This is a genomic window from Pontibacter brevis (assembly GCF_054779655.1).
The window spans coordinates 1-14,628 of record NZ_BAAGXV010000003.1 but is presented as its reverse complement, the minus strand read 5'-3'; the positions used below and the strand labels follow the sequence as shown (position 1 = coordinate 14,628).

Below are 14,628 nucleotides of genomic sequence, written 5' to 3'. Positions count from 1 at the left end.
CGCCTGCAAACCTGCATGAGCATGAGTAAAGAAAAACCATCTATACCGAAAGGAACCCGCGATTTTGGCCCGGCAGTCGTGGTCAAAAGAAATTATATTTTCGGCGTTATAAAGCGCACGTTCGAGAAGTTTGGCTACCTGCCCCTGGAAACACCTGCCATGGAGCAACTGTCGGTGCTGACAGGCAAGTATGGCGACGAGGGAGACCAGCTGATCTTCAAGATTTTGAATTCAGGCGACTTCCTGGCAAAGACAAAACAAACGGACATAGACGAGGGGCATAAGCACCTGACGCGCAAAATCTCTGAAAAAGCATTGCGCTATGACCTGACCGTACCCTTTGCGCGCTACGTGGTGATGAACCGCAACGACATCACCTTTCCTTTCAAACGCTACCAGATACAGCCGGTATGGCGCGCCGACCGGCCGCAGAAAGGCCGGTACCGCGAGTTTTACCAGTGCGATGCGGATGTGGTGGGCACCAACTCGCTGCTTTGCGAAGCTGAGATTGTACAAATGATAAATGAAGTGCTGACAACCTTGGGACTGACAGACTTCACCATAAAAATAAACCACAGGGGTATACTGGCCGGTATAGCGGAGGCAATAGGAGAAAAAGGACGCGAAGGCGACATCTGTGTAGCCATCGACAAGCTTGACAAAATCGGGCAGGAAGGTGTACGGAAAGAGTTACTGGAGCGGGGCATCTCGGAAAAGGCTGTTACCAGGCTGGAGCCGCTTTACGCCTTGGAAGGAAGCAATGAAGCCATTTTAGAGCAACTGCAAACTTTACTAGGCGAAACAGCAGAAGGGCAGCGTGGCCTGAAAGACCTGCACGAAGTTTGGAACTACCTCAACAGGCTGGGCAGCAAGGCACTTTCGGCACAAAACGAATCCGGCAACCCACGACTGATGCCGGATGTAACCCTGGCAAGGGGGCTCTCCTACTACACCGGCTGTATATTTGAAGTAAAGGTGAACAACGTAAGCATGGGCAGCATCAGCGGAGGCGGCCGCTATGATAACCTGACCGGCATGTTCGGCTTACCGGGCGTTTCGGGCGTTGGCTTCTCTTTTGGCGTAGACCGCATCTATGATGTACTGGAAGAACTACAGCTGTTTCCTGACAGCAGCCAGGTAGGCACCCAAGTGCTCCTGGTGCAGTTTGATAAAGAATCAGAACGCTACGCTTTACCCGTGCTGCAACAGTTACGCGATGCAGGCATCTCCTCTGAACTTTATCCTGAGCCAGCCAAACTAAAGAAGCAGATGGGATATGCAGACCAGAAGAGCATTCCATACGTTATCCTGATTGGCTCTGAAGAAATGGCCAGTGGTAAGCTGAAGCTGCGCAACATGGCATTGGGCGAGCAGCAGGACCTGACAATTAATGATATTATCAGCCAGTTGAAATAGCAATCCTATGGGCCAAGTCCACTACATCTCCAATGCGTTCCTGAGCCTGGAGGCGATAGATGAAATTCTGACGAAGCAGCATACCCTGGCCCTGTCGGAGGAGGCAGAGCAACGGATAGTGGACTGCCACGAGTACCTGCAGCAGAAAATTAACAGCCACGGCCGGAGCCTTTATGGTATCAATACCGGCTTCGGCGCACTCTGCACGAAGAAAGTGTCTTCTGCTGACCTGGAGCAACTGCAGCGCAACCTGGTGATGTCACATGCTTGTGGCACGGGGCCGGAAGTGCCTCAGGAGGTTGTTAAACTTATGCTGCTGCTCAAAATCCAGTCGCTGGCCTACGGGCACAGTGGTGTGCAGCTGAAAACTGTGAAGCGGCTTATTGACTTCTTTAACCGCGACATATACCCGGTGGTGTACCAGCAGGGCTCTTTAGGAGCCAGCGGCGATTTAGCACCCTTAGCGCACCTTTGCCTGCCCCTGATAGGAATGGGCGAAGTCAGCTTCCAGGGGTATAAACTGGCAAGTGAGCATGTGCTGGATATGTTCAGCTGGGAGCCCGTGGTCTTGAAAGCCAAAGAAGGACTGGCCCTGCTGAACGGAACACAGTTTATGGCTGCCTATGGGGTGCTGGCACTCCTGCAGGCTAAACGGCTGTCACGGCAGGCAGACGTTATCGGAGCTCTCTCGCTGGATGCCTTCGATGGGTTGCTGGAGCCTTTTCATGAAGCCATTCACCGCCTGCGTCCACACAAAGGTCAAATGGAGACAGCAGCGGCAATACGTGTTTTACTGGACGGTAGCGAACTGGTACAGCAGGCGAAAGAGCATGTGCAGGACCCTTACTCCTTCCGCTGCATGCCGCAGGTGCATGGCGCCACCAAAGACGCCCTGGCCTATGTGGAGCAGGTGTTTCTGACGGAGATTAACGCGGTAACAGATAACCCGAACATCTTTCCGGATGAAGATGCTATTTTGTCCGGGGGTAATTTTCACGGTCAACCCCTCGCACTGGCCCTTGATTTCCTGGCAATCGCGCTTGCAGAGTTAGGTAATATATCTGAAAGGCGCATTTATCAGCTCATGTCGGGCGGGCGCAACCTGCCGGAGTTTCTCATAGCAGAACCGGGCTTAAATTCAGGCTTCATGATTAGCCAGTACACCGCCGCCTCCATTGTAAGCCAGAGCAAACAGCTGTGCACCCCTGCCTCCATCGACTCTATCTCATCTTCCAACAACCAGGAGGACCATGTGAGTATGGGTGCAAACGCGGCCACAAAACTATATCAGGTGGTGCAGAACCTGGAGCGGGTGCTGGCCATAGAACTCATGAATGCTGCGCAGGCGCTGGAGTTCAGGCGCCCAATGAAGACATCACAGGTGCTGGAAGAACTGGTGGCCCGTTACAGGGAGAAAGTTTCTTTTGTGACCACGGACCGTGTACTTCATACCGATATAAAGGCCAGCATCGACTTCTTAAGAACAGAAACAGTATAAGTCCTTGCCGGATATTTCATCCGGGTTTCAAAGCAAGGGCTATACAATAAATATGGGAGTCCTGCATTATACCTGTAGTTTCCTGGTACAATTAAAGCTTGCTACTTGAAATACCTGCTGTACATCGTCTTCCTTTTTATCTCCTTCACCTCCCGGGCGATGACCGACAGGTGCTTTGAAGCCTTTAACCAGCAGGGAGAAGAAATCGATGTTTTATGTGTTGGCCAGGAAGTGGAGTTCAGGGATTGCGGTAACACGGTACCCGATGAAACCGAGTATTACATCATCGATTACAAGAAAGGTACTCCCATTCCCACCCCCACTTCAAATATTAAAACACATACCTATACCACCCCGGGCAGGTACAGGGTACTGCAAATTGCCAACTACGGTGGTAATACCTTGACAGACACCGTATCACGTGTTTTTGAGGTGAGGGAGGTCCCTCCTCCTGTGTTCGGCATCCGAAACTGCGCCAATGGTACTGTTTCCGTTGACATCAGGGACAGCCACTACGACAGCTACAGCATTGATTTCGGCGATGGCCAAACGCCTGCGAGTGCACAGCCGGCAAGCAGTACGTCCCATACCTATAACACCCAGGGCTCCTACACGATTACAGTAAACGGTATCTTCACCGGGGGAAGCTGCTCAGGTGTCAGTTCAGCCACAGTTACTACCCTGCCTGCTGCACCACAGCCTGCCATCCGGAATCTAACGGTATTGCAGCAGGCAACCAATGGACAGTTGCAGTTTGCCTTACAGAACTTACAGCCAGGCTACAGGTATGTGGTGCAGCAGTGGAACGGCAATGCCTTTGCATCCATCGATACCATCCGGAACGTCTCACAGGTAAGCATGAGCCATCTGCTTCAGAATGTAAACACCACAGCGGGTACAAACTACCTTATAAAACCTGTGGATGCCTGTGGCACCGCGCTTCCAAACTCAAACCGCATCAGTTCAATTGCCTTGGAAGCCGCTTCCGGTAATGAACAGATTGCATTATCCTGGCAGAGCATGCCGTTTACCGGCACCTTTGAACTGTACAGGAACGGCACTTTGCTCCAGACACTCAACAGTTCCACCAATACCTTCACTGATACAGAAGTGACCTGTGGGCAGCCCTACCGGTATGAGGTTCGGGGTGTTACTGTTGATGGCACCATGTCTGTTTCTGCTGTGCAGGAGGTGCAGGCTACTTCCACCACTGTCCCGGATGCGCCATACCTGTTCTCTACCTTTGACCTGAACAACCAGGTATTGCTCAACCTGGAGCTGCCGCAGGGCGAGGGAGTACAACAACTGGAAATAGAACGGAGCACCAGAGGAGGCGCTTTTGCTTTTATTGGGCATACCCAGCAAACGACTTTTACAGACGAGAAAGCGCTGCCGGAGCCTTTATGCTACCGCGCCACCTTCCGTAATGCCTGTGGCAACACCTCAACCATCAGTAACATTTCCTGCCCCATAATATTACAGGCACAAAAGCAGGATAATGGGGCCGCAGTCTTACTGCGCTGGTCAGCATACGAGGGTTTCCTGACCAATGTAAGGCAATACACTGTAGAACTGCTGGATGAAAACAATACCATCGTACGCAGCCATACGGTCTACGGAACAACCTATACCGATCGCACCCTCAGCGATGAGCTGCAACTGCTTCGCTACCGCATAAGGGCAACATCAGCAAATGGCGCTGCAGTTACATACTCCAATATCGTGGTGGTGGAGCAGGACCTGGTGCTGCATGTGCCTTCCGGCTTCACCCCCAACGGAGACGGCCTGAATGACACGTTTGTTATCAAAGGGCGCTTGTACGAAAGCTACAGTATCAGGATATACAACAGCCTGGGCCAGGTGATTTATAGCGGAACTGAAGCAGATGCAGCCTGGGACGGCACGCACAAAGGCAAAATGCTGCCTGATGGAGCTTACGTGTATGAGATCAGTGCCCGAAACAGCTTTGGAACCACCAGGCGACGCACGGGCACCATTACTTTGCTGCGGTAAACGGCACGCGCAGTTGATTTGTGAGCCCAATAAAATACTACTGAAGGACTGATGTATAGGAGAAGGAGCGGCTCCGGGAGAAGTAACTCCCATACACTTCTACAAATATATAAAAAGCAGTTTGTATGCGTATATTTGCAGAAACAACAGGCAATGAAGCCTGAACCTCGTACAAATACACTTACCAAAACAGAAAAACTATGTTTGATATGATGGGCATGATGGGCAAGATGAAAGAAGTCCAGGCCAAACTAAAAGAAGCGCAAGATAAACTACAGGATATAACCGTTACGGCCGAATCGGGTGCCGGACTGGTGAAAGCAACGGTAAACGGGCAGCGCAAGCTCCTGAAGGTAGAAATCGATGAGACAATCATGAATGTGAATGACCGCGAAATGGTAAATGACTTAGTTGTTGCCGCTGTAAATAACGCCATGCTGACAGCAGCTGAGCGTGCACAGGAAGAAATGAAAAAGAATACCGAAGGCCTATTGCCAAACATCCCTGGCTTAGACTTAGGAAGCTTTGGCCTTTAACAGCCCTCAGACAGCCATTGTTATCCTTAACTGGAACGGGCTGCGTTATTTGCAGGAGTTTCTGCCATCGGTGGTGGCTCACAGTGCCGGCTGCCAGGTTATTGTAGCTGATAATGCCTCCACCGATGGTTCCGTTCCCTTTTTACAGGAGCACTTCCCGCAGGTGCGCCTTATTCTGTTACCCGAAAATTATGGCTTTTGCGAGGGCTATAACAAAGCGCTCCGGCAGGTAAAAGCAACTTATTACGTACTGCTGAACTCTGATGTTTCTGTACCTCCCGGCTGGCTGGACCCCATCACCGAACTGATGGCTGCCGATGCCCGCATAGCAGTGTGCCAGCCAAAAATAAACGCGCTGCAGCATCCCGGCTTTTTTGAATATGCCGGAGCCGGAGGCGGACTTTTAGACAGCTTAGGTTATCCTTATTGTCGGGGCCGCCTGTTTGAAACGCTGGAGGAAGACATGGGCCAATATAATGATGTGCAGGAGATTTTCTGGGCTACCGGGGCCTGCATGTTTGTCCGGGCCGATGCTTTTCATGCTTTGGGAGGTTTGGAACCTGCCTTTTTTGCCCACATGGAGGAAATTGACTTCTGCTGGCGCGCCAAGAATGCAGGCTACAAGGTGATGTACAACGGCCACAGCCACGTCTACCATGTAGGGGGTGGCACGCTACACAAATCAAATCCCAGGAAAACGTACCTAAACTTCCGGAATGGCCTTGCCTTGCTTTACAAGAACATCCCGTCCGGTACACTTCTGTCTACTATCGGGCTACGCGTGGTGCTGGACTGGGTGGCTGCCCTACGTATGGTGTTAGCCGGCCAGACAAAAGATGCTAAGGCAGTACTGAAGGCACACGCCGACCTGTTACGCCACAGGCGCTACTGGCAAAAACAAAGAAAAGCACAGCACCCAAAAGGCAATTTCCCGAACATGGCGGGCGTTTACAAAGGCAGTATTGTCTGGGAGTATTTTATCAGGCAGAAAAGAACTGTACAGGAATTATAAATCCCATACAGTGCTGCGCTCACGGCGCCAGTGCTTATGCACGTTCATCCAGAACGCCAACATCAGGTAAAGGAGCACCGGAGAGCCCATTGTCAGGAAAGACAGGTATATAAATGAAAGGCGGATGCTACTGGTAGCAATGCCAAGCTTATCACCCAGCATCGTACATACACCAAATGCCCGGGACTCGATAAAGTATTGCAGACGCTTCATTTACGTTAAATTTAATTCACTAATTTACGCTTTGTTTCAGAAAAGCAAAACTACCACGCTTGAATCGGTACAATTTGGCCACCAGCTTGAGCGGTTGGTGCCTTAAGTACTTTTTACGTTCAAAGCCAATAACAGGATATGCAACAGTACAACAAAAAGAAAAGTTTAATTCTGTTCCTCTCCCTCTCCCTCAGCATCGGCGGCACCAGTTGTACACTGCAGCGCATGGTAAGGACAGCCGAGAAAAAGCAGAAGGTTATAGTACAACCCAATCCCTTAGCGGCCAATGGCCAGCAGGTAAACTTTGAACTGAAAGCGCAGGTGCCGGAGAAACTCGTAAAAGACAAGCAAACCTACAAGCTGGATGTTTACTATGAATATGGGCTGGAGCGTGAAAACATAGCTACTTACAATTTCCAGTTCGGAGAGTTTGTTTACGAAGGTGGTGAACCCACTATCACCAAACAGCTATCCTTCCCCTACGCACCAGAGAAAAACAAGGGCCGCCTGATGGTGCAGGGCCGCGCCATCGACAACAAAGATGACGATGTGCGCTACACGGCTCCACAACAGGTAGCAACAGGCTTGGTCACTACCCCCCTGCTGCTGGTACGCAACAACGACTTTGATTTTGTAACGGATACCTATAAAGAGAAGGCAAATCAACCTGCAAAGTTTACTTTCTTTTTTGAGGAAGATAAAACCGAGCTCCGCAGTAACCTGGGTTCCAGGCTGCAGGTGCTGGACCAGTATGTACTGGATAACGTGGACGCACAGCGCATCACTATCACCGCAAGCCAGTCGCCGGATGAAAACGGAAGCAGGTTAGCCGAAAAGCGGGCACAGACGCTGGAAGACTACTACCGCAAAAAACTCAGGATACTTGATTACAGCGACAAGAAAGTGGACATCCAGACAAATGTACAAAAGGCTGACCTGGACCTGCTCCTTCAGAAATTAAAAGCCTCCGCCCTGCCCGGTGAGGAAAAGCAGGAGGCCATAGCCATCCTCAGCAGCGACCAGAGCCAGAGCGCTAAGCTGAAGGCGCTGAAGCAGGCCCAGGCATACGATTACATTGAACGGTACATCTTCCCGGGTCTGCGCTCGGCCAGCGTGGAGTTCAATTACAACCGCAGCCGCAAATCGGATTATGAGCTGTACATCCTCGCAAAGAAAATTGCAGAAGAAAAGGCCGACGCAGACGAACTGACGGAAGAAGAGCTGCAGTATGCCGCCACCCTGACGCCCCTGCTGGCTGAGAAGCGGAAGTTTTACGAAGCAGCCGTTAAGTCCACGGATAAGTGGCCGGCCTATTACAACCTGGGGGTGGTGTACAACGAAATGGCCCGCAAAGACTACCGGCCTGAAGCGAAGAAGGCGCTGCTGGATCGGGCCATTCATAACCTTTCCTTTGCCGGCTTCCGAAACCCTACTGCGGAAGTATATTACAGCCTGGCCAGCGCCTACCATCAGCGGGGCGATATGCTGGAGGCACTCCAGTACTACGACTATGCAATCAGGCTAGGCACAGAGGAGGCTGTGCTGAACAGGATATTTGCCGAAAAAGCAGCCCTGGAAATAGAGATCGGGCAGTACGACGATGCCATCGGAAGCCTGCGCTATGCCGGCGACAGCTATCAGACAAACATGAACCTTGGACTCAGTTACATGCTGAAAGAAAACTATGAGGGAGCCGAGCGTTATTATACCCGCGCCCTGGAGCTAAAGCCAAACGATGCCCTTGCCTACTACAGCACAGCCTTACTTGGTGCCCGCACCAAAAATGAGGCGATGCTGAAACATGGGCTCATAAGGGCCATTCAGGCAGACCGGACGTATATGGAACGGGCCATCAACGACCCTGAATTTGAGCTGTACCGCAGCACACAAGCCTACAAAGACGCCTTTAGACTTTAATGCAAGGGCAGAAAAGAAGTAAGTACGTTGGAAATTGACATACTTCTTTTAATTTTACTTTCTGAACAGAAGACAAAAAACATCATATATGCGAAGTATACAATTTAGAGAAGCTCTGCGCGAAGCCATGTCAGAGGAAATGCGCCGCGATGAACGCGTTTACCTGATGGGTGAAGAAGTAGCTGATTACAATGGTGCCTATAAAGTGAGCCAGGGCATGCTGGATGAATTTGGTCCGGAGCGCGTAATCGATACCCCTATTGCGGAACTAGGCTTTGCCGGTATCGGTGTGGGTTCTGCCATGAATGGCCTCCGCCCTATCATTGAGTTCATGACCTTCAACTTCTCGCTCGTAGCGATAGACCAGGTTATAAACTCTGCCGCAAAAATAATGTCAATGTCCGGTGGCCAGTACAGTGCTCCCATGGTTTTTCGTGGCCCTACTGGTAGCGCGGGTATGCTCTCTTCTCAGCACTCACAGAACTTTGAGAACTGGTTTGCCAACACACCTGGTTTAAAAGTGATCGTTCCTTCTAATCCTTACGATGCCAAAGGACTGCTGAAGTCTGCTATCCGTGATAACGACCCGGTTATCTTCATGGAATCTGAGCAGATGTACGGCGACAAAGGCGAGGTACCTGAAGAGGAGTACACAATTCCGATTGGTGTAGCCGATATCAAGCGCGAAGGTTCTGATGTAACCATCGTTTCTTTCGGTAAAATCATGAAAGTAGCCCTGGCTGCTGCCGACGAACTGGCAAAAGACGGTGTGAATGCAGAAGTTATAGACCTGCGAACTGTTCGCCCAATCGACTATAAAACACTGATCAAGTCTGTTAAAAAGACAAACCGTATGGTAGTGGTAGAAGAAGCGTGGCCATTGGCTTCCATCTCTGCTGAACTGGCTTACCACATCCAGAGCAACGCGTTCGATTACATGGATGCACCTGTTAAGCGTGTAACCTGCCGCGACGTGCCTCTTCCTTACGCTCCTACCCTGATAGAAGCATCGCTTCCGAACATTGAGCGTACTATTGATGCCGTGAAGCAAGTAATGTATCAGAAAGAAGCTTAAAACAGCTGATTTTCTATAAAAAGCAAAAGCGAAGCCCTCTGCAGGTGCTTCGCTTTTGCTTTTTATACACATTTCTTACTGAACCTGAAGTAAGCAGCACCTTACACTCGTGCTACTGCTTACTGCTCTGACTCAATTTCCTGAGTACGTACTTTCACTGCGTTATCCTGCGGCTTGATGCCCCTGTCATGCACACGGGAGTATACCTGGGTAAATTCTGCACCCAGCAGAAAAATAATGGAAGCATAGTAGACCCACACAAGTATCAGCACCAGGGATCCTGCAGCGCCATAGGTGTCTGAAAGCGGGTCGTGCTGAAAGTAAATGTTGAGCACGAACTTGCCCAGCACAAACAAAATAGCCGTAACGGAAGCCCCTACCCAAACATTGCGCCACCTGATCTGAGCATCCGGGAGCACTTTAAAGATAACCGCGAAAATGAGGATGCTAATCGAAATAGAAACCACAACGTTGGCTACTGTCATAAAGTACACCGCTATACCTGTTATTTGCTCCCGCAGGTAGTCGTCTATTATCCCCAGCACAATATCAACAGAAAGCGATACAAGCAATAAAAAACCGAGGCTAACAACCAGGGCAAGCGAAAGTACCCGGTCTACAATCAGTTTTAACCATCCTTTTTCAGGCTTTGCCCTTACCTCCCACATGGCATTGATAGAATCCTGCAGGGCCACAAAAACCGTAGTGGCTGAAAAAACCATGGTAGCAATACCGATTATGGTGCCGACAGTGCTTGACTCCGACTGGCTGGCGTTCTCAATGATACTTTGTATCTGCGCTGCGCTGCTCCGGCCAATGATGCCTCCCACCTGGTTCACCACTTCTCCTCTCACTGCCTCTTGGCCAAAGGCAGCACCTGCTATGCGGATAAGGATAATGAGCACAGCAGGCATTGAAAAGATGGTGTAGAAGCCTATGATGGCAGCATAATCTAAAGGCCTGTCGTCTGCAAATTCCTTGAATGTACTCTTAATGATATTCCAGGTAGTTTTTAATCCTTCTTTCATGTGCTATAACTGAATTCCAATGTGATGCCTGCTGCTACAGCCTTTACCAAGCTGCTTAAACAGGCACTATTGTTTTCTATTACGGCACATCAACTATCACGATGTCACAACAGCATGATAAGAAAGCAGTACGAACTAAATTTCCGGATTTTGCTCATACCATACCGCCACCTCCTCCAGAGGCTTACGCTTCAGGTCTGGTACCTTTACCGCTTCTGCAGGATAGCCAACGGGCAGGAGCAGAAAAGGCCGCTCATTCTCGGGCCGCTTCAACAGCTTTGTCAGGAAGTTCATAGGGCTGGGCGTGTGGGTCAGGGTAACCAGACCAGCCTGGTGTATGGCCGCGATCAGGAAGCCACAGGCAAAGCGCACTGACTCAGATACATAATAATTAGTGCGCTTCACACCGTCTGGCCTGATATCATAGGCTTTCTTGAACACCACAATCAGGTAAGGTGCCACCTCTAAAAAAGGCTTTTGCCAGTCGGTTCCTAAGGGCGCCAGATCTTCAAGCCATTCTGGTGTCATGCGGCCATTGTAAGAGTCGAACTCTTCTTTCTCAGCCGCCTCTCTTATCTGTTTCTTCAGGAGGGGATCAGAAACGACACAGAAGGTCCAGGGCTGCTTGTGTGCCCCTGACGGCGCTGTGGAGGCAGACAGCAGGAGTTGTTCTATCACTTCTTTTGCCACGGGCTTATTTGAAAAATCACGGACGGTGCGGCGCTTGTCCATAAACTGGTAAAACTCCCGTGCACGCAGCCGTGTTTCTTCTTCTGATAGCTGCTCGGGGTAATAAGGCACAAAAGGAAAAGGCGTAACAGATATAAAAGATACTTTGAAGCGTATAAAACTGAATATAAGAAAGCTACCTGTTTTCCGTATATTGAAGCTTTGCCAGGTATTCCCCAGACTCCCCTTCATACAGAATTTCGAAAGTAAAACCATGCTGTGTGGCATAGTCCTCTAAAATAGCCGGATCGATAAAGAGCCAGTTGAACCACCCCGTATCCTGATCCTTGTAGCGCATGTTATACCTCACCTCGCCATAATAGCCTGCGTTGAGGTCCAGCAAAACCCCTCCCTCTTCGTCTTCATACATATACAGGATGTCAGAAGACTCCAGCAGGATTTGCCCTCCCGGCTTCAGGAGCATTTTAGCCTGCTCCAGAAAACGCTCCAGCCCCATCAGGTTTCCGGCAATACCGATTCCGTTCATAAGCATCAGGAGCGTATCATACTGCTGCCCTTTCAGTTCGAACACGTCCTGATGCAGCACCCGGCGCACACCCCGCTTCTGCATAATGGCTACTGCCCCGGCCGATATATCCAGTGCTGTTACCTCCTGCCCCCGCTCCTGCAGTACCAGGCTGTGGCTACCTGCGCCTGCACCTATATCCAACACAGCCCCCCTGCATTCTTTCAAAGCCAGGCGCTCCAGCTCAGGCATCTCGTTAAAGCTGCGGAAAAGGTAATGCACCGGAATCACATCATCCTCGGCCAGGTTGCTGGCTACCACCACCTCAGCGTCCTTTGCTCCTTGTAAATAATCTGCCAGAGCGGCACCTATCGGGTCATTTTTCATCTGCTTATACTTATTTGATGCAATTTCGGCACAAAAGCTTAAAGTAAAAACAGCTTTGGATTAAAGCTAACAATAACAGAAACATGTAGGTGTCGCATAGCTTTTATGTACAATTTTGTTACATAATATTTTACTATATATTACATTGCTTTTATTGAAAATTACTGTAGCTTTAGCCTATGTTTTCATACCCCGAGACCATGAGTACAGAAATTTATAGCCATGTAGAGCTTATGAATTTAAAACTGGAAGCAAAATACCTTCGCATGGAGAAGTCCAGAAACCGCCTGCTTGATGAGTTGGAGGGCCTTGATGAAGATATATTGAACTCTCCAGCCCCGGGAGGAAAATGGTCTATTAACCAGCACCTGGCGCACCTAATACTGGTGGATAGGGTTACAATGGGTTATGTTCAACACAAACTGAAGAAAAAGGAAGAACTGCCCTCCGCTACTTTCTCTGGTTACTTTAAATCTGTTCTTCTGAAACTGGCGCTACAGTCGGGGAGGAAATTCAAAGCCCCTGCCCCCGTGGCCACCGTACCGGACACAGCTGTACTTTCAGCCTTACGCAAAGAGTGGGACGACGTGCGGTTTGAGTTAGAAGACGTACTGACTGCCGTACCAGATGAACTGCTGGACAAATGCCTCTTCAGGCATCCGTATGCAGGTCCGCTTACCCTTCCCCAAACCCTTACCTTTCTGCAGGACCATTTCAACCATCACCTCCGCACCATACAGCAGCTGAAGCAACAGTTAATATCTTAGCGCGTGCTACAGAAAAGCTATTACATTTGCATTGGAGCAAAAGAAGCTGAGCCAGGAGTACAGTGTATGTGTGGTTGAATCCGGACTTGTGAATGATAGAGCAGCGCGTTTCTTATTATGAATTTATAAAGGTTGTTGCTATCTACCTGGTTTGCCTGTATCACTACGGAATAGATGGCTATGACTTTATAAACAATCCAGGCCACTCCTCTTATATCAACTATTTCCTGCTTGGCGTTTCAAGCACAGGGGTTCTGCTGTTTCTGATGGTGAACGGTGCCCTGCTCCTCAACAAGGGGTATGATTTAAAAAAGCACCTGTTTAAAACAGGTGCCATTCTGATGCTTTTGCTGCTGTGAGCGGCGCTGACTTTGCTCCTGACACAGCCTTTAAGTGAAGGTACATATTCCCTGACCCCACTGCTTCTGCACGGTTTTCTGCTGGGGCGTCAGGAAACATCTCACCTCTGGTTCCTGCAGGCACTTATATATATTTATTTACTCTTCCCGTTACTAAAGGCTCTTTACGACTCTCCTAAAGCAGAGCACAGAACCTACCTGTTCTCCCTTGTTTTCCTTTTCACTTTCGGAGGTGTCGCACAGGAAAACCTGCTTCATGTGGGGAGCTACCTGCTGCAAAAAGAGCGCTATCTACAGGAGAAGATAAACATAGGCGGCTACCTTAACCCTTTTACCACCTACTTCTCCTTTTCCTTATTCTACTTTTTACTTGGCGGAATCATCAGTGACCTCCCCCCGCAAAACCGGACCTTTGTAAATTAGAGAAAACGGGCAATAATCGTATAGAACCAAAAGCGAATTGCCATGAAAAAATCAAAGTTCACAGAGGCGCAAATCATCTTCGCCATCAAGCAAGCAGAGACGGGTGTCAAGGTGGAGGAGGTATGCCGCAAGATGGGCATCTCGGATGCCACCTTCTACAACTGGAAGAAAAAATACGGTGGTTTAGGGGTGAGTGAGCTGCGCAAGCTGCGGCAACTGGAGGAGGAGAACCGTCAACTCAAGCAGTTGGTGGCGGATCTAAGAGGCTGTTTTGATTTAGTTGAGTAAAAAAATAGGTGCCGGTTGTTGGATAAGAAAAGTTTGCAGACTTATGGCTTACCCAAGCGACTTAACCGACACCCAATGGCAATGTATAGAAAAGATAGTAGAAGATGAAATGCTTGACAGGAAGCGCATCTGGCCCCTTCGCAGCATTCTCAACGCCATCTTTTATGTGAGCAAAGGGGGCATCCAGTGGCGCATGATGCCTTTGGAGCTTCCGCCTTGGCAAACAGTCTACTACTATTACCGCAAATGGCGGCACAATGGTTTCTGGGACTTGCTCCATGACTGCCTCCACAAGAAAGTGAGGAGCAGGCACGGCAAAGCACATTCCCCGAGTGTGGGCATCCTGGACTCGCAGAGCGTGAAAACCGTGCAGCAGGGAGGGCAAAGGATGCGGGGTTGGGTCAGGAGCACCTTCAGGGAACTGGGATGGAGACTTCAGATAGTGAACAAGATTCACAAGAAGGCTTTTGTGGCCTTGCCCAAACGCTGGATTGTGGAGCG

The 14,628-nt window shown here is 49.8% G+C and carries 15 protein-coding genes and 1 pseudogene; 12 read left to right on the top strand and 4 right to left on the bottom strand.

All coding sequences use genetic code 11. From position 1 onward, the window contains the following. Positions 1-21: 21 nt before the first annotated feature. The 5 genes from hisS to ACYVB1_RS00545 all read left to right on the top strand — a co-directional run bounded on the left by hisS (position 22) and on the right by ACYVB1_RS00545 (position 6,475). Positions 22-1,416 carry a histidine--tRNA ligase gene (gene hisS / locus ACYVB1_RS00565; protein WP_460919407.1) on the top strand — a complete coding sequence of 465 codons (1,395 nt, stop codon included), beginning with the start codon at positions 22-24 and terminating at the stop codon, positions 1,414-1,416. 7 nt (positions 1,417-1,423) lie between these two features. Continuing rightward, a complete protein-coding gene (hutH, locus tag ACYVB1_RS00560) occupies positions 1,424-2,914 on the top strand; it encodes a histidine ammonia-lyase (RefSeq protein WP_460919406.1) in 1,491 nt (496 codons plus the stop codon). Positions 2,915-3,019: 105 nt separating this feature from the next. Continuing rightward, entirely contained in the window at positions 3,020-4,927 is a 1,908-nt protein-coding gene (locus tag ACYVB1_RS00555) for a T9SS type B sorting domain-containing protein (protein WP_460919404.1), read from the top strand. A 200-nt stretch (positions 4,928-5,127) separates the two neighbouring features. Beyond that, complete coding sequence (locus ACYVB1_RS00550) at positions 5,128-5,463, top strand: YbaB/EbfC family nucleoid-associated protein (protein ID WP_460919402.1); 336 nt, start codon at positions 5,128-5,130, stop codon at positions 5,461-5,463. Next, positions 5,453-6,475 (top strand): glycosyltransferase family 2 protein, encoded by a 1,023-nt coding sequence (locus ACYVB1_RS00545; RefSeq protein WP_460919400.1) that lies wholly within the window; start codon positions 5,453-5,455, stop codon positions 6,473-6,475. The genes ACYVB1_RS00550 and ACYVB1_RS00545 overlap by 11 nt, the downstream gene beginning before the upstream one ends. On the opposite strand, the gene ACYVB1_RS00540 is transcribed toward ACYVB1_RS00545, so the two are convergent. Continuing rightward, positions 6,470-6,688: a PspC domain-containing protein gene (locus ACYVB1_RS00540; RefSeq protein WP_460919398.1), complete on the bottom strand. Its 219-nt coding sequence runs from the start codon at positions 6,686-6,688 to the stop codon at positions 6,470-6,472. The genes ACYVB1_RS00545 and ACYVB1_RS00540 overlap by 6 nt on opposite strands. 138 nt (positions 6,689-6,826) lie before the next feature. Here ACYVB1_RS00540 and ACYVB1_RS00535 point away from each other — a divergent pair, with 138 nt between their 5' ends. Both ACYVB1_RS00535 and ACYVB1_RS00530 read left to right on the top strand, forming a co-directional pair. After that, the gene (locus tag ACYVB1_RS00535; RefSeq protein ID WP_460919396.1) at positions 6,827-8,605 is read left to right on the top strand and encodes a tetratricopeptide repeat protein; all 1,779 of its coding nucleotides are present in this window, start codon (positions 6,827-6,829) and stop codon (positions 8,603-8,605) included. A gap of 88 nt (positions 8,606-8,693) precedes the next feature. Further along, the gene (locus tag ACYVB1_RS00530; protein WP_460919394.1) at positions 8,694-9,680 is read left to right on the top strand and encodes a pyruvate dehydrogenase complex E1 component subunit beta; all 987 of its coding nucleotides are present in this window, start codon (positions 8,694-8,696) and stop codon (positions 9,678-9,680) included. Positions 9,681-9,799: 119 nt separating this feature from the next. Here the strand turns inward: ACYVB1_RS00530 and ACYVB1_RS00525 are convergent, their stop codons facing one another. From ACYVB1_RS00525 to ACYVB1_RS00515, 3 genes are all read right to left on the bottom strand, one after another. Then, entirely contained in the window at positions 9,800-10,708 is a 909-nt protein-coding gene (locus tag ACYVB1_RS00525; RefSeq protein WP_460919392.1) for a YihY/virulence factor BrkB family protein, read from the bottom strand. Positions 10,709-10,843: 135 nt separating this feature from the next. After that, the gene (locus ACYVB1_RS00520) at positions 10,844-11,509 is read right to left on the bottom strand and encodes a nitroreductase family protein (RefSeq protein ID WP_460919390.1); all 666 of its coding nucleotides are present in this window, start codon (positions 11,507-11,509) and stop codon (positions 10,844-10,846) included. 64 nt (positions 11,510-11,573) lie between these two features. Continuing rightward, a complete protein-coding gene (locus ACYVB1_RS00515; RefSeq protein WP_460919388.1) occupies positions 11,574-12,290 on the bottom strand; it encodes a class I SAM-dependent methyltransferase in 717 nt (238 codons plus the stop codon). A 233-nt stretch (positions 12,291-12,523) separates the two neighbouring features. Between ACYVB1_RS00515 and ACYVB1_RS00510 the strand changes: the two genes are divergently transcribed. The 5 genes and pseudogenes from ACYVB1_RS00510 to ACYVB1_RS00490 form a co-directional block, all read left to right on the top strand. Continuing rightward, entirely contained in the window at positions 12,524-13,057 is a 534-nt protein-coding gene (locus ACYVB1_RS00510; protein ID WP_460919386.1) for a DinB family protein, read from the top strand. 92 nt (positions 13,058-13,149) lie between these two features. Beyond that, positions 13,150-13,416 (top strand): hypothetical protein, encoded by a 267-nt coding sequence (locus ACYVB1_RS00505; RefSeq protein WP_460919384.1) that lies wholly within the window; start codon positions 13,150-13,152, stop codon positions 13,414-13,416. Between the two features lie 12 nt (positions 13,417-13,428). Then, on the top strand, positions 13,429-13,839 hold the full coding sequence (locus ACYVB1_RS00500) for an acyltransferase family protein (RefSeq protein ID WP_460919382.1): 411 nt from the start codon (positions 13,429-13,431) through the stop codon (positions 13,837-13,839). 42 nt (positions 13,840-13,881) lie between these two features. After that, positions 13,882-14,100, top strand: a pseudogene (locus ACYVB1_RS00495) (transposase); the annotation flags it as partial. A 70-nt stretch (positions 14,101-14,170) separates the two neighbouring features. After that, a partial coding sequence (locus ACYVB1_RS00490) for a transposase (protein ID WP_460919380.1) occupies positions 14,171-14,628 on the top strand: 458 nt, incomplete at its 3' end.